This is a genomic window from Streptococcus sp. NLN76 (genome assembly GCF_015686645.1).
In the GTDB taxonomy this organism is placed as follows: domain Bacteria; phylum Bacillota; class Bacilli; order Lactobacillales; family Streptococcaceae; genus Streptococcus.
The window spans coordinates 34,384-57,022 of sequence record NZ_JADPMS010000007.1 but is presented as its reverse complement, the minus strand read 5'-3'; the positions used below and the strand labels follow the sequence as shown (position 1 = coordinate 57,022).

17 protein-coding genes and 1 pseudogene are annotated in these 22,639 nt (G+C 41.3%); 10 read left to right on the top strand and 8 right to left on the bottom strand.

Annotation, left to right across the window (positions count from 1 at the left end; all coding sequences use genetic code 11):
• From I1A59_RS02545 to I1A59_RS02535, 3 genes and pseudogenes are all read right to left on the bottom strand, one after another.
• A pseudogene (locus tag I1A59_RS02545) lies at positions 1–349 on the bottom strand (IS4 family transposase); the annotation flags it as partial.
• A 16-nt stretch (positions 350–365) separates the two neighbouring features.
• Positions 366–878 (bottom strand): hypothetical protein, encoded by a 513-nt coding sequence (locus I1A59_RS02540; RefSeq protein ID WP_196091250.1) that lies wholly within the window; start codon positions 876–878, stop codon positions 366–368.
• A gap of 101 nt (positions 879–979) precedes the next feature.
• Positions 980–2,656 (bottom strand): NFACT RNA binding domain-containing protein, encoded by a 1,677-nt coding sequence (locus I1A59_RS02535; RefSeq protein WP_196091249.1) that lies wholly within the window; start codon positions 2,654–2,656, stop codon positions 980–982.
• A gap of 186 nt (positions 2,657–2,842) precedes the next feature.
• On the opposite strand from I1A59_RS02535, the gene trpX reads away from it, so the two are divergent.
• Entirely contained in the window at positions 2,843–3,856 is a 1,014-nt protein-coding gene (trpX, locus tag I1A59_RS02530) for a tryptophan ABC transporter substrate-binding protein (RefSeq protein WP_196091248.1), read from the top strand.
• Positions 3,857–4,417: 561 nt separating this feature from the next.
• On the opposite strand, the gene I1A59_RS02525 is transcribed toward trpX, so the two are convergent.
• The gene (locus I1A59_RS02525; protein WP_196091247.1) at positions 4,418–5,176 is read right to left on the bottom strand and encodes an ATP-binding cassette domain-containing protein; all 759 of its coding nucleotides are present in this window, start codon (positions 5,174–5,176) and stop codon (positions 4,418–4,420) included.
• The gene (locus tag I1A59_RS02520; protein ID WP_196091246.1) at positions 5,173–6,039 is read right to left on the bottom strand and encodes an ABC transporter permease; all 867 of its coding nucleotides are present in this window, start codon (positions 6,037–6,039) and stop codon (positions 5,173–5,175) included. Before I1A59_RS02520 ends, I1A59_RS02525 begins: the two co-directional genes overlap by 4 nt.
• A gap of 344 nt (positions 6,040–6,383) precedes the next feature.
• Here I1A59_RS02520 and I1A59_RS02515 point away from each other — a divergent pair, with 344 nt between their 5' ends.
• The 7 genes from I1A59_RS02515 to I1A59_RS02485 all read left to right on the top strand — a co-directional run bounded on the left by I1A59_RS02515 (position 6,384) and on the right by I1A59_RS02485 (position 17,821).
• On the top strand, positions 6,384–8,045 hold the full coding sequence (locus tag I1A59_RS02515; RefSeq protein ID WP_196091245.1) for a ribonuclease J: 1,662 nt from the start codon (positions 6,384–6,386) through the stop codon (positions 8,043–8,045).
• A 10-nt stretch (positions 8,046–8,055) separates the two neighbouring features.
• Positions 8,056–8,832, top strand: a complete 777-nt coding sequence (locus tag I1A59_RS02510) for an alpha/beta hydrolase family protein (protein WP_196091244.1) — start codon at positions 8,056–8,058, stop codon at positions 8,830–8,832.
• Between the two features lie 51 nt (positions 8,833–8,883).
• Positions 8,884–9,561, top strand: a complete 678-nt coding sequence (locus tag I1A59_RS02505; protein ID WP_247644751.1) for a matrixin family metalloprotease — start codon at positions 8,884–8,886, stop codon at positions 9,559–9,561.
• Between the two features lie 202 nt (positions 9,562–9,763).
• Positions 9,764–11,698 (top strand): site-specific DNA-methyltransferase, encoded by a 1,935-nt coding sequence (locus tag I1A59_RS02500; protein WP_196091243.1) that lies wholly within the window; start codon positions 9,764–9,766, stop codon positions 11,696–11,698.
• Positions 11,699–11,701: 3 nt separating this feature from the next.
• Complete coding sequence (locus tag I1A59_RS02495; RefSeq protein WP_196091242.1) at positions 11,702–14,338, top strand: DEAD/DEAH box helicase family protein; 2,637 nt, start codon at positions 11,702–11,704, stop codon at positions 14,336–14,338.
• Between the two features lie 15 nt (positions 14,339–14,353).
• A complete protein-coding gene (locus tag I1A59_RS02490) occupies positions 14,354–15,835 on the top strand; it encodes an ATP-binding protein (RefSeq protein WP_196091241.1) in 1,482 nt (493 codons plus the stop codon).
• Positions 15,836–15,928: 93 nt separating this feature from the next.
• Positions 15,929–17,821, top strand: coding sequence for an ABC-F family ATP-binding cassette domain-containing protein (locus tag I1A59_RS02485; RefSeq protein ID WP_196091240.1), 1,893 nt, complete (start codon positions 15,929–15,931; stop codon positions 17,819–17,821).
• A gap of 757 nt (positions 17,822–18,578) precedes the next feature.
• Here the strand turns inward: I1A59_RS02485 and I1A59_RS02480 are convergent.
• From I1A59_RS02480 to I1A59_RS02470, 3 genes are read right to left on the bottom strand one after another with little or no spacing between them, the layout of a single operon-like run.
• Positions 18,579–18,833, bottom strand: coding sequence for a LapA family protein (locus I1A59_RS02480; RefSeq protein ID WP_196091239.1), 255 nt, complete (start codon positions 18,831–18,833; stop codon positions 18,579–18,581).
• Between the two features lie 8 nt (positions 18,834–18,841).
• Positions 18,842–19,630, bottom strand: a complete 789-nt coding sequence (gene gatD, locus I1A59_RS02475) for a lipid II isoglutaminyl synthase subunit GatD (protein WP_196091238.1) — start codon at positions 19,628–19,630, stop codon at positions 18,842–18,844.
• Positions 19,630–20,970 carry a Mur ligase family protein gene (locus I1A59_RS02470; RefSeq protein WP_196091237.1) on the bottom strand — a complete coding sequence of 447 codons (1,341 nt, stop codon included), beginning with the start codon at positions 20,968–20,970 and terminating at the stop codon, positions 19,630–19,632. Before I1A59_RS02470 ends, gatD begins: the two co-directional genes overlap by 1 nt.
• A 120-nt stretch (positions 20,971–21,090) precedes the next feature.
• Here I1A59_RS02470 and cdaA point away from each other — a divergent pair, with 120 nt between their 5' ends.
• Positions 21,091–21,936: a diadenylate cyclase CdaA gene (gene cdaA, locus I1A59_RS02465; protein ID WP_196091236.1), complete on the top strand. Its 846-nt coding sequence runs from the start codon at positions 21,091–21,093 to the stop codon at positions 21,934–21,936.
• Entirely contained in the window at positions 21,933–22,637 is a 705-nt protein-coding gene (locus I1A59_RS02460; protein ID WP_196091235.1) for a CdaR family protein, read from the top strand. The genes cdaA and I1A59_RS02460 overlap by 4 nt, the downstream gene beginning before the upstream one ends.
• Positions 22,638–22,639 lie beyond the last annotated feature (2 nt).

The window sequence follows — 22,639 nt, the reverse complement described above, 5'->3', positions numbered from 1 at the left end:
TTGTAACAAGAACCTCATATTTTCCTTCACTTATCGGAAACTTTAAAATCCGAAAATGCAGTTCATAAAATTGAGGATCACTTCCATAACTAATAGAGTCCGAGAGGGAATCAAATCTGGAATTATGGGGTACAAATCGATATTTTTTTGGAGACTGTTTATAAAGATTTTTCATCTGTTTTGTCTGATTCCTAGACAATTTGATGGCAACTTCTTTTTCAATTGAGGTATCCGGTAAATGAAATCTTGATGCAAAAGATTCCAGACCATTCTGGACACGGATAATATATTTCCATCCTTTTTGCTCAAAATGTACCATAAGGTTGTAACTTTCATATCCTCTATCCATGATTACCAGAGCTGTTTCAAAAGGGAGACACCTCCATCATATCAATGACCGCTTGTCGCTCATCTACGCTTCTTTTATCTTGCACGATGACATCAGTATAAATACCTGTGTTAAGGTCATAAAATGCGTTCAGATGAATCAGGTTATACGGCTTATTTCCTTCACCAACTTGAAAAGAGGTTTTTGGATTTCTAGGAATATTCACGTCACTTCCATCTGCAGCTAGAATAGGGATTGAGTCATTTATAGGGATTTTTAAGGTGAATTCTTTGAATATTTTATGGAAAGCAATTGATTTTATCTTGTAGCGAGCTTGTACAAAAGCAGATTCCGTGATCCAAATATCAGCATCTAACAATTCTTTAGAAATAGATTTCCCGGACATGCCAAGGATTAGCTTCACCGTTTTATCGAGAGACAGTTCCCTATTACGAGTAAAATCAGATGGGTTTTGAATCAAACTTTCTCTATCTCGCTTTATCACAGCAGTAATACTATTTCGTAGTTGCTTCTTTACTTGATTTGGCATTCTATCCACCTCCTTGAGCCTAAGTATAGCAAAAAAAAGATTTCGAAAGCTCGATTTAAGAGCTTTCGAAATCCTTAACTTAATGACATTGGGCCCGAAGGTCAACCTTTTTTCGCTGCTTGACGCATGGATTCAATTTTTTCAGGATCTGGAGTGACGCGAAGGGTGGTTTGTCCGGTATAGGTGACAAAACCTGGGCGGCCACCTTTGGGTTTGTGAAGTTTTTTAACCGGCAGCATGTCGACTTGGATTAGGTTGGAATGGCGAGCCTTAGAATAATAAGCTGCTAGTTCGGCAGCATCTGTCTTAACTTCATCGGACGGGGCTGTGTTATTGGTGATGATCACGTGGCTGCCAGGGATGTCCTTGGCGTGGAACCAGAGTTGGTCTTTCTTAGCCAGTTTGAAGGTCAGTTTATCATTTTGCAGGTTGTTGCGACCAACCAAAATCAGGGTTTCCTGATCGCTCGCCAAGTAAGCTTCCGGCTTTTGCCGGCGAGCACGTTTGTCTTGACGACTTCGTTTGAAGAGGCCAGCAGTTACTAGCTCTTCCCGCAGTTCGGGGATGTCTTCGAGTCGCGCTTCACCGAGTAAAAATTGGACGCCTTCCAGGTAGTTGGCCCATTCTTGGCTCTCTTCAATTTGTTGGTTGAGATGGCGAATGGCTTCCTTAAATTTCTGATAGCGCTTGAAGTAGCGTTGAGCATTTTGATTGGGCGTTAGGGCTTTGTCCAAGGAAATAGTGATTGGCTCGTCGGTATAGTAGTTGTGCAAGGTTACTTGGTCTTGGTCATTTGGAACTTGACTGAGATAGGTGGTCAAGAGCTCTCCTTTTTGGCGATAGGATTCCGCCTTATCGGTGTCTGCCAATTCCTTTTCCAATTTTTCCAATTTGTCCAGAGTCTTTTTCAATTCTGAATCCACCCGACGAATAAGTTCGCCAGCCTGTTGTTGAACCCGATCTTTTTCGGCTTTTTCGGCAAAAAAGAAATCCAAGGTTTCAGATAAGGAGGAGAAGGACTGGTCTAAAGAGTCTGGAAAGGGAATTGAGGAGAAGGATTTTGTTGTCAAGCGTCCCTGACTTGGAGTCTGAAAGAAATGGCGGAAAGCATCGAGACGGGTCGAAGGAGGATCCTCCAACAGACTTTCTAGAGCTTGTGCAGTGTCCCGCCCCAATCCTTGAAATTGACCTTGTAGGGTCTTAGACTTGAGGTCAGTAGTCTGTAAGAAGGCGAAAAGTTCTTGGTCCTCAATGGTAAATGGATTGGCCCGCTCATCTGCTGGGGGTTGAATTGCCTGAGCGCCAGGGAGGATGGTTCGATAGGAGTTTTGACCAAAGCCAACGTGTTTAATAGCTTCTAAAATTTTATTCTGGGACTGGTCCATTAATAAGATATTGCTGTGTTTTCCCATGAGCTCAATTTGCAAGACGGCCGCTTGACTGTCTCCAATTTCATCTTTATTTTGAGTGGTGATTCGGAGAACTCGATCGTTTTCAACTTGTTGGATATCTTGGATAATGGCCCCTTGCAGATGCTTACGGAGCACCATGATAAAGGTAGAAGGACTGCTTGGGTTTTCAAAGGTCTGCTGGGTGAGTTGAATTCGGTTCATTGTCGGATGGACCGAAATCAGTAGGCGATGGTTCTTACCCTGGGACCGGATTTGGAGTAGAAGCTCTTGGGCAAAGGGTTGATTAATTTTTTGAATACGTCCGCCAATTAATTGAGTTGCTAATTCTTGTCTCATATGGTGGAGAAAAAATCCGTCAAAAGACATAGGAACCTCCTTGATTCTAGTCTTTTGATTATAGCAAAAAAAGTGCCAATAGAAAAAACTCTGACTTGACTTTTGCGTTATTCTTGCATAAACTGGGAGTAATTGATGCTGCTTGCACTTCGAATGAATGTTACTTATTTTTGAGATGTGTAAGTCTATGTTTAACGGAGATGAGAAGGAGAATCTATGAAAAATAAAGCCTTATTGACGACCTTGTTGGCCTTTTTTGTACTCCTCGGAGTAGGAGTAGGGCAAGAACTAGGATGGTTCTCCTTTACAGGTCAGAGCCCAGCTGCCAAGGCAAAATTGGGAGTTCTTCAATTTGTTAGCCACCCTTCCTTGGACGAAATTTACCAAGGAATTCAGGCTGGATTGGAAGAAGAGGGCTATGGGGAAGAGAAGTTGGATATCCAATTTCTCAATGGCCAAGCAGACCAGAGCAAGTTGACCTTGATGAGTCAACAATTGATTGAGGGAGGAAATCAGGTCCTCTTGGGAATTGCGACACCGGCGGTCCAATCCTTGGCCAATGCGAGTAAAGATTTGCCAATTATCATGGGAGCTGTTTCGGATCCAGTTGGTGCTAAATTAGTAGAAGATCCAGAACATCCAGGTGGCCTAGTGACAGGGGTTTCAGACCAAAACCCAGCAGTCCAACAGGTGGCTCTCATAAAGGAGCTAACACCTAATGTAAAAAAAGTTGGAGCCCTCTACTCTAGTGGCGAAGACAATTCTAAGTCGCAAGTTGCGGAGTTTAAAGAAGCTGCTGAAAAAGCAGGTTTAGAAGTCGTGGAACAGGCTGTTCCCTCGACCAATGAGCTCAATCAGGCTGTTGGAGTTTTAACCAGAAAAGTCGATGCCATTTGGGTTCCAATTGATAACACCATCGCCTCAGCCTTCTCCACGGTTGTAGCCGCAAATCAATCGGCTAAACTCCCTCTCTATCCAAGTGCAGGCGCAATGGTTGAAGCGGGTGGACTAGCTTCGGTTGTAGTGGATCAATTTGAACTTGGTCGAGCTACTGGAAAAATGACAGCTCGTGTTCTCAAGGGAGAAAAACCAGGGGACATTCCTGTTGAATTTTTCTCTCAAGGGAAACCAGTCCTTAATACCCAAGTTGCTCAAGAACTTGGGATTCGTATCCCAGAAGATATTAAAAAGGATGCTCAATTAGTGGAGACCAGTCAAACAGAAGAATGATTCTTTTGTTGGGACTGGACAAATAATACTCGAAACAATTCGAAATCTGAAAAGGCAATCCGATGAAGACAGAACTGAGGGTTCGGCGAAGAGGATTAACACATTCAGATTTTGAAATGTAATGAGTATAGTCTTTTAGTTTGCTTTTAGTACAAGGCAGCGAGTCGCAGGCAGTACTAAAGTACGGCAAGACGAGCTAACACAGTAACAAAAGATAAACTAAAAGAGTATATCATTTATTTGCAGAGGTTGGTACTATCTAGTCCAGCCTCTTTTTTCAACCAAAAAACCCAGCCTGTCATGGTACGACGGGCTGAGTTTTGAGGGATGCACATGTTATCCAAGGTTAATAGCATTGGGAAATTTAGATGATTTCTGCCTGTGTTTTTTATTAGGGAAGTAAGTTATAAGGAAACACAGGTAGAGAGGCGGGATAACATGTAACACCAGGTTAGCTATTATTGAAAGTAACGCTTGTTCATTGGAATCATCCCCTTCAATAAGCTATATTCAGTATACTATATTTTTCAAAAACCTACAATGATTTTAGGGGTGAATTTTTTAATCAAAGAATTGATAATAATCTTGAAGGCTTAGTTGAGCCTTTTCTTCTTGATTGAGGTCTTTGATGATGCGTCCGTTTTCAAGGATGAGCAGTCGGTTACCGTAGTGGAAAGCATCTTCCATACTGTGTGTAATCATAAGGCTAGTCAGATGCATTTCCTCAACAAATTGTTGGGTCAATTTCATCAAGTCCTTACTGGTCTTAGGATCCAGGGCAGCCGTATGCTCGTCCAGCAAAAGGAGATCTGGTTTTTTCAAGGTAGCCATTAGCAGGCTGAGGGCCTGCCGTTGGCCGCCAGATAAGCTCTGGACTTCGGTGTCCAGGTGTTGGTCCAGACCGTTGGGGATTTTTTTCAGCAACTCCTTGAAATAATTCAATTTTTCCTTGAGTTTCCGAGGGCTGAGGTTACGGTTTTCCCCTCGGTAGTAAGCAATCAACATGTTTTCAGCCAGGGTCATCCGCGGCGCTGTCCCCATTTTGGGATCTTGAAAGACCCGAGAAATGTATTGGGCCCGTTTGGCGGGACTCCAGTTGGTGACATCTGTATCGTGGATGAGAATTTTTCCACTGGTCAGGGGCAGAGTTCCTGCGATAACATTGAAGAGCGTTGATTTTCCAGCACCATTTCCCCCTAAAACTGTTATGAAATCTCCTTCATAGATGCTTAAAGAGACCTGGTCGAGGATGACGCGCTCCTCTTCCAGTCCATTTTGAATGACCTTAGTGGCATCCTGTAGTTCAATAATTTTTTTCATGCGTTCAATCGAACTCCTTTCAAAATGGATTTCCGAAGTTGAGGGACAATAAGGCAGAAAGCCAAAATAAGGGCATTGTAAAGGCGAAGATAGTTGGTGTTAAAGCCAAGTGCTAGTACCACCCAAATGAGGATTTGGTAAATAACAGCCCCCAGACCAATCGAAAGGAGGCGTTCCGGGAGGGTCACATTCTTAAAGAGGACTTCTCCGATAATAATGCTCGCCAAACCAATTACGATGATCCCGATTCCACGAGAAATATCTGCATACCCTTCCTGTTGCGCAACCAAGGCTCCAGCAAGACCAATCATGGCATTGGAAAGAATCAAGCCCATGACCTCCATCCGAGGTGTCTCAATCCCAAAACTCTGGGCCATGTCGGGATTGTCCCCCGTTGCAATAAAAGCCTGACCTAGGCGGGTATTGAGAAAATAAATGATGGCAGCTAAGAGCAGACTGAAAACCACAAGTCCCAGTACCACATTATTGATTCGATCTGTAAAGGGGAGGCAGGACTGGAGTAGGGATTGATTGAGCAGGCCTAGATTAGACCGCCCCATGACCATGAGCATGATGGAATGACAGGAGGTCATGACTAAAATTCCTGCCAAAATAATGGGAATCCGCCCCTTGGTATAGAGCATACCTGTGATAAAGCCAGCCAAAGCTCCAGCTCCGGCAGCGGCTAGAGTGGCCAATAAAGGATTCACCCCCGTAGTGATCAGACTGACTGCGACCGCTCCTCCTAGTGGAAAGCTTCCCTCCGTTGTCATATCCGGGAATTTGAGAATCCGAAATGTGAGGTAGAGGCCCATTCCTAAAACGGCCCATAACAAGCCTTGTGAGATAACAGATAGAATCATAGACTCCAACCTTTCTTTTTTAATCTGCTTCCATTGTACCAAAAAGTATACAGCGAGAGTGGACGGTCTGTCTAATACTCATTAAATTTCAAAATCTGACCTTGTCAAGCCTGACGATGAACTTATTGATTGCATGCTTTGAACAATCTACACCGGCTTTCCTAGCCATCTCTTTGAAAGATTCGAGACTTCCAATTTTGAAGGAAGTTAAGTATAAATCATCTACTTTTACGGATTGGGCAAGGAATGGAATAGAAAAAAAGGGCAAAATATAGTATAATGGGGAGGTTCATCACAGGGTGAAATAACTACAATTTATGAAAAATCTATTTAAAGGAGGATTTATGTCAGACATTAAAATTACGGCTCTTGGCGGAGTTCGTGAGAACGGAAAAAACTTTTATTGGGCAGAAATTGATGAAGCCATTTTCATTTTAGATGCCGGCCTTAAATATCCAGAGAATGAGCAGCTTGGAGTGGATGTGGTCATTCCCAACCTAGATTATTTAATTGATAACAGCGATCGGATTGCTGGGGTCTTCCTAACCCACGGACACGCCGATGCCATTGGGGCTCTTCCCTACCTCTTAGCGGAAGTTCAGGTTCCTGTTTTTGGATCCGAGTTGACTATCGAATTGGCCAAGCTTTTTGTCAAGCGCAACGACCGAGTGAAGAAATTCAATGATTACCATGTCATTGATGAAGATACCGAGATTGATTTTGGGCAGGCGACAGTGTCCTTCTTCCGGACCACACACTCCATTCCTGAGAGCTTAGGAATTGTCTTGAAGACGGACCAAGGTCAGATTGTTTATACTGGTGACTTTAAATTTGATCAAGCCGCTAGCCCAGCCTATGCTACTGATTTTGGTCGTTTGGCGGAAATTGGCAAAGAAGGGGTTTTGGCTCTCTTAAGTGATTCCGCTAACGCGGATTCCAGTATCCAAGTGGCTAGTTACAGTGAGGTGGGCGAGGAAATTTCACAAACCATCGCGGATTGGGAAGGTCGGATTATTGTCGCAGCTGTTGCCAGCAACCTTTCCCGCATCCAACAGGTGTTTGATGCTGCTGTTGAAACGGACCGCAAGGTGGTCTTGACTGGTTTTGACATTGAAAACATTGTTCGGACAGCTATCCGCTTGAAAAAATTGACCTTAGAAGACGACAAGGTTTTGGTTAAGCCTAAGGATATGGGTCAGTATGCTCCGGAAGAATTGATTATTCTGGAGACAGGACGGATGGGAGAGCCCATCAATGGACTTCAGAAAATGGCTCAGGGACGACACCGTTATGTTGAGATTACAGATGGCGATTTGGTCTATATTGTAACCACTCCTTCTGTGGCCAAGGAAGCAGTTGTAGCCCGTGTTGAGAATATGATTTACCAAGCGGGTGGTGTGGTTCGTTTGATTACCCAGAACTTGCGCGTGTCTGGTCATGGGAATTCGCGCGACCTACAACTCATGCTTAGCCTCTTGAAACCCCGCTACCTCTTCCCTGTTCAAGGAGAATACCGCGATTTGGTTGCCCACGCCAAAGCAGCCATGGAGTTGGGAATGTCCTCCAATCATATTTTCCTTATGAAAAAAGGGGATCAATTGGAATGGGACGGACAAGACTTTGTCTTTGCAGGATCTGTTCCAGCTGCAGATGTCTTGATTGATGGAAACGCCATTGGGGATGTTGGCAATGTGGTTCTTCGGGATCGCAAGGTCTTGTCAGAAGATGGCATCTTTATTGTTGCCATTACTGTAAACCGCAAGCAGAAGAAGATTGTGGCAAAGGCCAAGGTTCATACACGAGGCTTTGTCTATGTCAAGAAGAGTCGGGATATCTTGCGTGAGTCAGCAGAATTGGTCAATCAAACGGTTGAAGAATATTTGAACCAACCAAACTTTGATTGGGCTGAACTAAAAGGAGCGGTTCGGGATAATCTATCCAAGTACCTCTTTGAACAAAGCAAGCGTCGTCCAGCGGTCTTGCCTGTTGTGATGGAAGTGAAATAGGAGAACATACGTGGCACTATTGCATTTTCAATATAAATCTGAAGTCTTGTCTATGAGCGTGGCAGTCAATTTGCTTTATCCAGACACTGCTTTGTATAACACTGAGATAGAGGACATTCCAGCCCTCTATCTTTTACATGGAATGAGTGGTGACGAGAACACTTGGCTGCGCCGAACTAGTATTGAGCGCTATGTCCGGAATACCAATTTAATTGTAGTCTTTCCGGATACCCATGATGGTTGGTACACCAACACCCCCTATGGCTATGACTATTTTGACGCCATCGCACTTGAATTGCCACAAGTCCTAGCCAAGCTCATTCCGAAAATGACTCGCAAGCGGGAGAAAACTTTTGTTGCAGGTTTGTCTATGGGGGGCTATGGAGCTATGAAACTGGCTTTGCAGACCAATCGTTTTTCCTATGCGGCCAGTCTATCAGGATCTTTAGATTTTCAAGATCTTGAGTCCCTAGTAGACGACTTCAGAGGGAGGACCTACTGGCAAGGAGTGTTTGGTCATCAAGTTTTTGACCAGGAGCACCCTGCCAATCTTCTGACCTGGTTAGAAGAAGCCGACCGAAAAACTAAACTCTTTATCTGGTGTGGTGAACAGGATTTTCTCTTCCCTGCTAACCAGCGAACCAAGCAAATTCTTGAGAAGGCAGGATTTGATTTAAGGTATAGCTCTAGCCCTGGGAAACACGAATGGTATTACTGGGATCAACAAATTCAAGAAGTCTTGAAATGGTTGCCAATCGATTATCAAGAAGAAGAGCGGTTGAGTTAAGTTATTTTTTAGCCTCCTGGTTTATACTATAGGGTCTAAGGAGGTGGAAATTTGTTTCTTATACGTTTTATTTGGAGATTCATCTCCACAATCTTCCACTTGATTTTTTCTTTGGTGAAGATGGTTGTTTGGACCATTAGTCTGGCTCTCATTCTTCTCTTTGTGGGACAATGGGTTACAGGTGGACAGTTACCTGTTTCGAGTTATGTGACAGAGCTGCCCCAACGATTTTTGAACAATCCAACTCAAATTCCTACGGATTTGACAACATCCAATTCGGATGAGCGTCATCGTTGGGATCAAAATCAGGCCTTGGTCTATATTTCCACAGAAGATAGCACCATGGTGTCTGCCTATCGCGATGCCATGCGCCAATGGAACCAAACGGGAGTCTTTCAATTTATTGAGACGGACGATGCTAGTCTGGCTCAAATCGAAGCGGGTGTTTATAACGATTCCCAGGTTTCAGCAGCAGGAGAAACGGAATCTCAAACCAATGTCTTGACCAATCGTTTGAACAAGGCCAAGGTGGGACTAAATGCCCATTACTTGTCCAATCCTTATTATGGATATAGCTATGAACGGGTGGTTAATACAGCTGCCCATGAATTAGGGCACGCCATTGGCTTGGACCATACTGACGAAGAATCCGTCATGCAACCAGCCGGTTCCTTCTATTCCATTCAAGACAGGGACATTGAAGTGGTTCGCCAACTTTATCAAGATTAAAGAAAGATACATTGACCTGGGAAAAGCTCCCAGGTTTTTTGATGTTTTGGTAATAATCCAGGGAATTTTGATTTGAACTTACGTTGGAAGTGCTATAATTATAATAAATAAAAAAGCGAAGGGTATACCCTTCATTTATTACATATGTAATAAATGAATACTCTGTAGCCTGTAGCTTTACTAAGTTGAAAGGTTGCTAAAAATGAAACAGGAATTAGAACGACTTCTATTGCAAAATGAGGATTTTATGGTGGAGAATTCACTAAACAAAAATAAATTAGCAGAATTGGCTAGACAATATAATTCTGACCTCCTAAATTTGTTAATGAGTAACGAGAAAATCTCACAACATTTCTTTTCTAAACTAGATACGAAAGTTTTTGTATTTAAAAAGGATGTGTTTTTACAATTTTTGAATAATAAAGAATTTCTTCCAAATAGTTTTACTGCATATAAGTCCAAAATTGGTTTGGCGACTGGAGATAAATTTATTTCGGAAAATCAAGAAGTTGTCCTGAATTTTCCCTACAAAGATTGTGTTCTTGAGGGGGGACAGACTAAAGACGATGCAAAACGTCAGGAAATCTTCTTTAATGAAACTCTGGCACCTGCTGAAATCAATCGTCTTTTGGATGATAAGGTCTTGACCAACTTCAAACGGTATGATGAAACTGGTGAGCACGAAGTAGAAGTACTCAATGATACCGATAACTTCATCATCAAAGGTAATAACCTCATTGCCCTTCACAGCCTCAAGAAACGCTTTGCAGGGAAGGTCAAACTCATTTATATTGACCCGCCTTATAATACAGGTAGCGACTCTTTTGGATATAATGATAGTTTTAATAGAAGTACATGGCTAACTTTTATGAAAAACCGTCTATCTATTGCCAAGGATTTACTAGAAAATGATGGAATACTGATTGTCCAAATTAGCTTCCATGAATTTCCATATCTCCGAGTAATGATGGATGAGCTCTTTGCTGAAGAAAATCATAAGATGGATGTTAATGTTCTCGTACGCCATCCGCAAAGAAGCTTAACAAGTGACAAAGAATTTAATGATGTTTTGGAATATGCATTGATATATAGTAAATCTGAAAATTTCAAGTTACCAAAACAAAAAATAGTTAAAACAATCGACGATTACCAATATGACTTTGATTTTCCTGAAAGTCCGCATGACAGTTTTCAAGTTGGAGACAAAACTATAAATGTTTACTTACCTGATGATGTTACAATTGTTAGAGCTAAAGGTCATATTGGTGGTTTAAAATCAATGTCAATTCGAGGTAGTATTCGAGAAAAAAATTCTAGTGGGCGATTCTATGTTGCTCATCTAGAAAAATTAATTGCTAAGTATCCTGAAGGAACCATTTTTACTGTCCCAGATATGGGGGATGATGGACGGGATTTTAGAATTTTTGAACTTCCAAAAAATGGGAATAAAAATGGATTTTACTATCCTGGGAAACCGCTGGGAAGCGAATACACATTAAAGCCTTATCCTAACTTTGTGGATTTTGTTCAGCAATATAACTCAGTGAACTCTGAGGGGGATGTACCTTTTAGAAATGGAAAAAAACCAGAAGAATATATTAAGTACTATATTGAAATGTTTACGGAGGATGGAGATATTGTCCTGGACTACCACCTTGGCTCAGGAACAACAGCAGCTGTCGCCCACAAGATGAACCGACAGTATATCGGTATCGAGCAGATGGATTATATTGAGACTGTTTCGGTGGAGCGACTGAAAAAGGTTATCGCTGGTGAACAAGGTGGCATCTCCAAAGCTGTCAACTGGTCTGGTGGGGGTAGCTTTGTCTATGCTGAACTGAAAAACGACGCTCAAGATTTCAAAAATGCGATTTTTGAGGCGACAACACCGGAAGAACTATTTGAACTTTTTGAGCTTGCGAAAAAATCTTCCTTCTTATCCTATCTCATCGACCCTAAAAAGTTGAAAAAGAATGAGTTTGAAAAATTTTCCTTGGCGGAACAAAAACAAATCTTGTCTGAAATCATTGATAATAATAACCTATATGTGAATTATTCTGATATTGATGATAGTGATTATCAGATTTCAGCAGCGGATAAAAAGCTCAATCACTCTTTCTACGGAAAGGAAAAATAAGCTATGACCTTTATCTACGAAAACTATGATACAGTCAGTCGGTCTGGCTTTAAGGACTTTCGGTCTGATTTGCCAGATTATCTCATGAAAAATTTGAAGCACCCCTTACGACCTTATCAGCAGGAAGCTATTGGACGTTATCTTCACTACAAAACAGATAATAATCGAGTCATTCCCGAGCAAGTTCTTTACAATATGGCGACGGGTTCTGGTAAAACTCTATTGATGGCGGCGGTTATCTTGGAGAAATACCAGCAAGGTGAGCGAAATTTTATTTTCTTTGTGAATAACGATAATATCCTGACGAAAACAAAGGATAACTTCATAGAAAGTGCTTCTGGTAAGTATCTTTTTGCTGAAAAAATTGTCATGGATGGACAAATCGTGACAGTGCGTGAAGTAACGGATTTTTCAGATAGCCGTGATGATAGTATTAATATTGTCTTTACTACTATCCAAAAGCTTCACCAAGATCTTAATACTCCTCGGGAGAATCGCTTGTCCTATGAGCAGTTTAAGGATATTTCGATTGTAATGTTGGCGGATGAAGCTCACCACTTGAATGCTGGTTTGAGTAAGTCGGAGAAAGATGACAATACTAGTTGGACTAGTACGATTGAAACGATTCAAAAGACTGCTAAAAAGTCCAGTATCTTTGAGTTTACTGCGACAATTGATCTAACAAACCAAGTGATAGCTCAAAAATATCAAAATTCCCTGTTGTTTAAGTACTCTTTGAAAGAGTTTCGTTTAGATAAATACTCCAAAGATGTACTCTTTCACTTAGTGGATGGTGATGTCAATCTTCGAATGCTTCAGGCAATCATCGTCAGCCAATACCGCAAGAAAATAGCCTTGAAAAACGGAATTAACTTAAAACCCTTAGTTATGTTTAAGTCGCAGAAAATTGCAGAAAGTCAAGAAAATTTGGATTCGTTTTTAGGTGTGTTGGATAGTCTTACTCCGGCTGATATTCAGATACAACGTGACCTCGTTTCAGAGTTGGAAGAAAAATCTAGTATTTTGAAAAAAGCTTTCTCCTTTTTCGAAAAAGTTGGCATTTCAGATGCTGATTTGATAGCAGAGCTTCAAGAAGATTTTCGAAAAGAACGCTTACTCTTAGTTGACGGCAAAAACAAGAATAAAGATAGTCTCAACCTCCTCAACACCTTAGAGCTACCAACAAATGAAGTCCGTGCAATTTTTGCAGTTGATATGCTTAATGAAGGGTGGGATGTACTCAATCTTTTTGATATTGTCAGACTTTACGATACTCGTGATGGAAAGACCACCAAAAAAGGATTTGTCGCTGGTAAGACTACAAATACAGAAAAGCAGTTAATTGGGAGAGGAGCTCGTTATTATCCGTTTGTTGTTGATAATAATTTGGCCGAGAAATATATACGTAAGTTTGATGATAATGAAAACAAAGAACTTCGTGTAATTGAACAACTCCATTATCATTCCTCTAATAATCCTCGTTACATTTCAGAACTAAAACAGGTTCTACGAGAATCTGGGATTTTCGATGATCAAAACCTAGAAGAACGTGAATTGAAATTGAAAGAATCTTTCAAAAAATCAAGAACTTATACGGATGGTGTTGTTTGGATGAATAAAAAACTTTCTTACAAGCAGATTCTTGAAGAACGCCAAGAGAGTTTATTTGATACGAACTTTATTCCGAAGTATTTTGAAGTTAAATTGCCAATACAAGTTGTGCAAGATATTGAAGCTTTTGGAGAAGTAGCTTACGTGACAGAATCTCTAGAATCTATTACCTTTAAATTTGATAAAGTTATTAGCAGTAATATTGCCAGGGCAGCTATTAATCGGAATAGTAAATTTAGCTTTGAAAACTTACAAAAGTCTATTGTTGGTCTTGGAAGTGTTTCTGACTTTATAAAGATACTTTCTAATACTGAAATACGAGTAGAGTCACAATATCAAATGATATCAGATTTCACTCCAGATGATAAACTTTTCATTACTGAAAAGCTATTACAAGCGATTGAGGAGGATATGGTCGTTATTGAAGAACGATTTTATGGTTCGGGTGAATTTGAGCAATATAAGATTAAAGAATTATTTGAAGATAATATATTGCGAAAATACACTATTAATCGACAAAATCAAGCTGAATTTGGTTTATCGCAAAAAAATCCAGCAGAAACTCAATATTTTGAAGACATAGATAATCTAGACTGGTACGCTTATAATGATAATTTTGGGACTAGTGAAGAAAAACTTCTAGTTCGTTTGATTAAAGATTTAATGACTGAACTCGAGGAAAAATGGACTGATATATATTTGTTACGAAATGAAAAAGCGGTGAGAATCTATAGTTTCGATAAGGGTCGAGCATTTGAACCAGATTTTCTTATGTTTGCTAATGATAAGAAGAATGGTAATGTTTCGTGGCAGATTTTCATTGAACCTAAAGGAAGTCAGTTTTTGGATGCTAATAATACTTTTAACAATAGTAAGGAAGGTTGGAAGCAGGAGTTTTTACAACAAATTTCTGAACGTGATGAAGCTAGAACTCTTATCGATGATAGCCGTTATCGTATTGTAGGATTGCCATTCTTTAATGAGAAGGAATCTAAAGAAGAGGTAAAGAAACGATTACGATTACTCTGATCTGGAGGTAAAAATATGTACATTTCTAAAATTAAATTAGAAAACTTTAAGAGTTTTAGTGGGGAGCATACAGTAAAGTTTTCTGAGGGGATTAATTTTTTTGTAGGTAATAATAATTGTGGGAAAACAACGATTTTTAAGGCAATAGAGTTTATACAAAGTGGCAAATATAAGTTAGATTTCATAACAAAGGGTTTAGAAGATAAAAATGTTGCTGTTGAAATTGAGTTTAAAGGAAGCGACCTTCATGAAATTATAAAAGATGAAAATTTAAACTTAAATAAATATAGTGATTATGTAATTGATAATGGAGATAGTACTTATAGTCTTCGGGTTTTGAGAACATCGCAAGAATGTGAAATAAAACAGGGAAAAAGAAAAGTGGCTTTAGATATATCTAAGGTGAGGGTTTATAATCCGAATTCAACAGAATCTGAAGAAATAAAGAAATTTGAAAATCCAACAGGAATTGATAAAACTATAACAGCATTATTTGATGCTCAGTTTATTTATTCGGATATAAAAAATGAGGACTACCAAGATTTTGGCAAGACTAAAATAATTGGTAAAATAATTAATGATATAACAAAAGATTTTCAGAAAGGTGATACCTGGAAACAATTTCAAGATGCCCATAAAAAGACTTTTGGAGATAATGGCTTGGGTAGAATTCTCGAAGGGGTTGCGAATAACATCTCCTCCGTGTTAAAAGAGCAATATGGAGATGGTGAAGTTCAATTTAATTTTGGATTACCAGAAATTGACAATTTCTTCAAAACGGGTAGTCTGCTCCTATCGGATAATGGTATTTCAACTTCAGTTTCGGAAAAAGGTACTGGAATGCAGCGTGCATTAGCTTTAAGTTTGATTCAAGTTTATGCTGGTGTTCTAGATAATAAAGAAGAGACAGTATCTAAGCCAATTATGTTTTTTATCGATGAGCCTGAGACATTTTTACATCCAAAGGCACAGGATAAACTTATAGAGTCGCTCAATAAAATTTCTGAAAAATATCAAGTTTTTATAACCACTCATTCTCCTTATTTATTGAAAAAATTTGATTGTAGAACTCAACAAATCAATATTTTTTCCAAGAATGATGAAGGGGGGAATTATGTATCAGATAAGCGAGAGTTAAATTTTTTCGGAGCTTCGTCACCAACTATTGGAGAGATAAACTATATCGCTTTTGGGGTAAATAGCGTAGAGTTTCATAATGAATTATATGGCTTTATTCAAGCTAAAGCAATAGACGAAGATGAAGATAATTACTTTGAAAAAAGTTTTGAACAATGGCTCGTCAATAAAGGCTTAATCCAAAACAAAAACTATTGTCGTTTATTAAAAGTAGGAGGAACTAGACAAGAATTTAAGACTCTTCCGACTTTCATTCGAAATATCATTCATCATCCAGAAAATCGAAATAATAAGTATACAGAAGAGGAATTGGAAGAGTCTACAGAATTACTTTTAAAGATTTTAGAAAGTTTAGTTTAAAAAACAGTATATTTTTAAATTGAGTAATTTGTTTTGGGATATGGATGTTATTATCATTTTGGACTGCTTTACGAGCTGTGCTATAATGGTTTTATGATTATTATGCAAGCGAGTAAGGTGGAACGTTCCTTTGCGGGAGACGTTCTCTTTCAAAATATTACTTTTCAGATTGGTGACCGTGACCGAATTGCCCTTGTGGGCCGTAATGGTGCCGGTAAGTCCACCTTGTTAAAAATTTTAGTAGGGGTGGAGGAAGCTACCTCGGGTGAGATTAGTCGCAAAAAGGACTTGTCCCTATCCTATCTGTCTCAGTCATCTTCCTTGGATTCCAACTTGTCTATTTACGAGGAAATGCTTAAGGTTTTTGAAGACCTGCGACAGGATGAGCAAACGCTGCGAGAACTGGAAGCAGAGATGGGCCAGGTGACAGGAGCGGAGCTAACTTCGTTAATGAGCCGTTATGATCAGTTGTCTGAGAATTTTCGACAGGCCGGTGGTTTTCAGTATGAGGCCAAGATTCGTTCCATCCTGAATGGTTTTCAATTCGATGAGAGCATGTGGTCCATGCCTATTTCGGATTTATCGGGTGGACAGAAGACACGGTTAGCTTTGGCGAAAATGCTCTTGGAAGAGCCGCAGCTCTTGGTTTTGGACGAACCAACCAACCACTTAGACATTGAGACCATTGCCTGGCTGGAAAATTATTTGACCAATTACCAAGGGGCTCTCTTGATTGTCAGTCATGACCGCTATTTCTTGGATAAGGTGGCGAATATCACTTGGGATTTGCGACCAAATTCTTTGGATCGTTATGTGGGAAATTACACCAAGTTTGTACAAGAAAAAGCCCAAAGGTTGGAAACTCAACGCAAGGAGTATGAGAAGCAGCAGAAGGAAATTGCTGCTCTGGAAGACTTTGTAGCCAAAAATCTGGTGCGAGCTTCGACTACCAAACGGGCCCAGTCTCGTCGGAAAAAATTGGAAAAAATGGATCGACTGGAAAAACCAGAAGGTCAGGAAAAAGCTGCCCACATCGCCTTTCCAATTGAACGCCCATCCGGGAATGTGGTCTTGACACTGGAAGAAGCAGCCATTGGTTATGAGGGTCAAGTGCTGTCCCAGCCGATTTCACTGGATTTACGGAAATACACAGCGGTCGCTGTTGTTGGTCCCAATGGAGTTGGGAAGACGACCCTCTTAAAATCCTTAAAAGGAGATTTGCCATTTATTCAGGGACAAGCACGCCTGGGGACGAATGTTGATTTTGGTTACTACGATCAGAATCAGGAGACCTTAAGTACCCGCAATACTGTTTTAGAGGAACTTTGGAATGATTTTCCGCAGAGTCCGGAGTTGGAGATTCGCAACCGTCTTGGTTCCTTCCTCTTTTCCGGGGATGATGTTCAAAAAACGGTAGGCATGCTTTCAGGTGGAGAACGCTCACGTCTGCTGTTGGCCAAACTCTCCATGGAAAAAAATAATTTCCTAGTCCTGGATGAACCGACCAACCATTTGGACATCGAGAGCAAAGAAGCTTTAGAACAGGCATTGATTGATTTTGAGGGAACCTTGCTCTTCGTGAGTCATGACCGTTACTTCATCAATCGCATTGCTGACCAAGTGCTGGAGCTAAGTCCAGAAGGTTCCCGACTTTTCCTTGGAGATTATGATTACTATCTTGAAAAGAAAAAGGAATTGGAGGTGCTAGCACAAGAAGCGGAGCCGGAGTTTGTTGAGGCTAAGGAGGCCAACAATCTCTCCTATGAGGAGCAAAAAGAGAGTCAAAAGGAGATTCGCCGACGCCAGCGGCGCATTGAAGAATTGGAGCGGCGAATGGAAGAGCTGAGCCGTATCCAAGCGGAGATTCAAGCAAGCATGCTGGAGAGCAATGACCCGGACCAGCTCATTCAATTGCAGGCCGAATTAGAACAAGCCCAGGCCGAGGAAGAAGAGGCATTGGAAGAGTGGGCAGAGTTGGGAGAATAAAATGTCAACATCAGAATAGACCTGATGAATTTACACTCGAAACAGTCCGAAATCTGAAACGGATTGTACTCCAGGAATTGGATTACAATTTATAGGTAATGAAGAGAGTGAGACAGAACGATTTTTACAAATATACTCTTTTAGTTTATCTTTTATTACTATGTTAGCTCGTCTTGCCGTACTTTAGTACTGTCTGCGACTCGCTGCCTTGTACTAAAAGCAAACTAAAAGACTATAAAATCGTTCGTTACAAGTCTTTGTTTCAAGTTGTAAGCTGAAACGGTTTCTCCCCAAACCGTTTCACACTCACCTCCGGTCTACAGGCATGTTGAATGCCTTTAGAGTTTCTAAATGAAATGAACGAAGTTCATGTCAATGTTGATTCGGTTACTTTCGGAGGTCAAAGAGTCAGGAATTGACTCTTTGAGTATCTGGATAAGAGAACATGAGATGTTCTAGCACTAAAAGCGAACAATTGGTATTTGCTTCGCTCTCCTATCTACTACCTCAAACAGCCTTTTAGCTGTTTGACCAATCAACCACTGCGTCAAAGTGAATTCACTAAGTAAAATAGGAAGGTTGAGACTTTTGTCCCAACCTCCATCAATCCGATGAAGATCATTCAACAGGTCTGGGAGACCTGTTGAATGTGATCAATAAGGCGTGCAAGGTCCGCGATCAATCAGTTCGGCGATGAGGCTTGACAAAGTCGGATTTTAGTATAAAGATAAGAAATAAGCCAGTCAATGCGACTGGCTTATTTCTTATCTTCGATTTTTGGAGTTTCTTCTCTGTTTTTCTTCATTTCTTTGACCGTTTTTTTACTTGGGCGGCTATAAAGCAGGGTGACGAGAGCACCGAGGATGAAGGAGAAGAGGATCACCAAAATCAAGGGGAGTTGGACTTTCGTGATGAGGAAGGAAACTTCCACCTCTTGAATATTACTGATGGAGAGCAGGGCAATCAAGAGGACGGAAAGTAGGGATAGATAGTAACGAAATTTCTGATTCATAAAATCTCCTAGTTGCTAAATTCAGCTTTGGATTTGGTATCGCTGAATTCTTGCGAGACTTCAAGGCCGAGAATGTCTTCAAAGTCGGCCAGTTGAATGTCGGGGTATTTCTGTTTGAGGGCCGTTGTAATCATACGATAAGCTAGATTAGCATTCCGAGAGAGGATAGGGCCATGGAAATAAGAACCGTAGACATTTCGATAGTGGACGCCTTCGCCTTCCTTGGTTTCATTATTGCCATTTCCATAAATGACCTTGCCTAGTGGCTTTTCATCATCTGCCAAGAAGGTTCGCCCCTGATGGTTTTCAAATCCGTAATAGGTTTCATTAAATTCCTCGTTACGGATTTTGATATCTCCGATAAAGCGATTGTTTTCTTGGTTCAACGTATAATGGCCCATGACCCCGATCCCTTCGATCCGCCGCCCAGAGGCTTCGATGTAATATTGACCGAGGAGTTGGAAACCGCCACAGATAGCTAAGACCACTCCGTCTTTGTCGTGGATGAAACGGTCAATACCATCTCTCTTGAGGGGGAGATCCTTGGATACAATCGCTTGTTCATAGTCCTGACCGCCTCCAAAGAAGACGATATCGTAGTCTTCAGGATTAAAGGGATCATCCAACGAAACAATTTCTACTGTTGCGGCAGCACCTAATTTTTCTGCCACATACTTAAGCATGAGAACATTGCCGTTATCCCCATAGGTATTCATCAAGTCTCCATAGAGGTGAGCGATGCGAATTTGGTAGGGATAGTCTTGGGGATTGGCACTTTGCAAAGAAACATAGGTCATTAGTTCATCTCCTTGGAAACAAGATGTTGGCTAGCCAAAAGTTCACGCATTTCTAGCATAGCGGTATAGGTTGCAAGAATATAGGCGCGTGGGGCTTCTTGTTGTTTGATAGCTTCTACTAAATCTTTGAGTTGGTCTAGCTCTGTCATCTGACTTTCAGGATAGCCAGCAACCCGAATACGGCGGCTAATCTCAGCGTGGCGGACACCACCCGTGAAGACATGTGGAACATCCATCTCTTGAATCCGTTCGAACTCGGCATCCCAGATCCAGCTAGTATCAATGCCATCAGCGTAGTTGGCATTGAGTAGGAAGGACATGGTGAAGGGCCCCGGTGCTAATTGAATCATTTCCAGAGCTTGTGTCGCACCAACAGGGTTTTTAATCAGCACAAGCGTACATTCCTTGTCCCCAATCTTAAAGGTTTCCTGCCGGCCAAAAACAGCTTTACTCTTGTCGAAACCTGCACGAATGGTGTCTGCAGGAATTTTGTAAAACTCCGCAACGGCTACGGCAGCTAAGGCATTATAAATATTGTAGAGACCACCAATGTTGATGCTGTACTCCTGGTCATCAATTTTAAAGCGGGAAGATTTCTCGCTTAGCTCCACCAACTCTGTCAAACGATAGTCTAGAGGCTTACGCGCAAAGGAACAGTTGGGACAGAAATAGTTCCCCAAGTTGGCGTAGGTAATCATCTTGTACTGTAAGATGTGCTGACACTTGGGACAGAGAATTCCTTCCGTATTGTAGTGAGCCAGATGAGCCTCTTCTTCCAAGTGGTCAAAACCAAAAGAGAGAATCGGGTTTGGCAAATCCACAGATTGAAAAATAGGGCTATCTCCGTTGACCAAGACAGTAGCCTCAGGCGCTTTTTTGATACCATCTAAAATGAATTGGTAAGTGGTGTAGATTTCTCCAAACCGGTCCATCTGATCTCGAAAAATATTACTGAGGACAAACAGGGACGGTTGGATATAATCACAGATTTTCGGAACACTGGCTTCATCAACTTCCAAAACAGCAATTTTCTTTCCATTTTTCTTTGGACTTTTGAGGAAAGTTGTGGTAATCCCGGTAATCATATTGGCTCCACTGGTGTTGGTCAGCACTTGGCCAAAGGCTTCTGATAGGATTCCAACAATCAGCGAAGTGGTTAGTGTTTTTCCGTTGGTTCCGGTTACCAAGACAATCTCATAGTCCTTGGCTAGTTGGTCCAAAATATGGGGGTCAAATTTAAGGGCAAGTTTTCCTGGCAGAGTGGAACCCCGACCAAGCATTTTTAAGGCAGTCGCACTCGTTTTTCCTGCTGCCATTCCAAGTAGTGTATTTAGTTTCATGAGATTATTTTATCATAAAAATCAGGATATGAAGCGGCTTGCGGTCTTGGTTCGCATGGCAAATCATGGTATAATTGTAAAGTTAATGTCGATCGATGAAAGGGAATGGAGGCTCAGGGCATGAATTTTAGGTATTTGGTAGATCCCCAATATTGGCAAAGCTTTTTCTCCAGCCCGTGGACCATTTTTGTACAACTTCTGGATATTGCTCTGGTGGCAGTGGCTCTCTATTTTGCCATTAAAGCTTTAGCAGGAACCAAAATCATGACCTTGGTTCGGGGGGTGCTTCTCTTTGTGGCCTTGCAGGTCCTAGCCAATTTGGTTGGTTTGACAACAGTTGCTTGGTTGATGAATCAGGTCGTCACTTATGGAGTTATTGCTGCTGTCGTTATTTTTGTTCCTGAAATCCGGACAGGTTTGGAACGTCTAGGGCGCACCTTGGATTTATTCAACATGCGGACCCATACATCGGAGGAAAAAGCGATTGATGCCTTGATGAAGGCGGTAACCTATATGTGCCCTCGGAAGATTGGGGCTTTAATTGCCCTAGAAGGGGCTCAAACCCTACAGGCTTACACGGCAACCGGAATTCCATTGGGGTCGGAAATCAGTGGGGAGCTCCTGATTAACATCTTTATCCCCAATACCCCTTTGCATGATGGAGCCGTTATTATCTCGGAAAATAAAATTGCAGCGGCTTCTGCCTATTTACCTTTGTCCGAATCAGGCAAAATTCCAAAGAACTTTGGAACCCGACATCGGGCAGCCGTGGGGCTTTCAGAGGTAAGCGACGCCTTAACAGTGATTGTATCGGAAGAAACGGGGGAAATTTCTTATACACGGAATGGAACCTTGGTTCATGATGTTAGTCCAGCAGAATTACGAGCGGTCCTGGAAGATTTTTACACTGTAGAGGAAGAAGGGAAGGATGGCCTGTCACAATGGTTAGGGAGGAAAAAAAGATGAAGCTTAATCGATCTTTCTTATATGCCTTACTTGCGACGTTCTTGTCATTGATTCTCTTTTTTTACGCGTCGTCCAGTCAGTATCAGACCCAGGCTAAAACCAGCGGAGATATTGCGACAGAGACCTATACCAATACCATCAAAGGGGTGCCCTTGGTCCTTCGCTATGACTCGGACAAGTACTTTGTATCTGGCTTTGCATCTGAGGTTACAGTGGACTTATCGTCCTCTAACCGGGTGCTCTTATCGACAGAAACACAAGAATCCTCGCGGACCTTCCGGGTAGTGGCTGATCTAACCAATGAGTCGCCTGGTTTGGTTGAAGTCCCTGTTACGATTGAGCACCTGACCAGTGGAGTGACTGCAAAGGTTGAACCAGAATCCATCAGCGGGACTATCGGTTTAAAAAAATCCAAGACTTTTAAGGTGGATTTAGCTAGCTTCTTAAGTCAAATTCCAGGTGGTGCTAGCTTGATGGTTGCAGATGATGACAAAGAAGTATCTGTGACAAGTAATGAAGAGCTATTAGCTCAAATTTCCGCTGTTCAAATGGTATTACCAGAAGACTGGGATCAAACCAAGAACTATAATGGTGAAGTGAGTTTACAAGCAGTAGATGCCAATGGGGAAATTGTCCCAAGTGTGATTGAGCCAGAGACAATTTCCATTCGCATTCAATTAAAAACTGAGGAGAAAAAATAAAT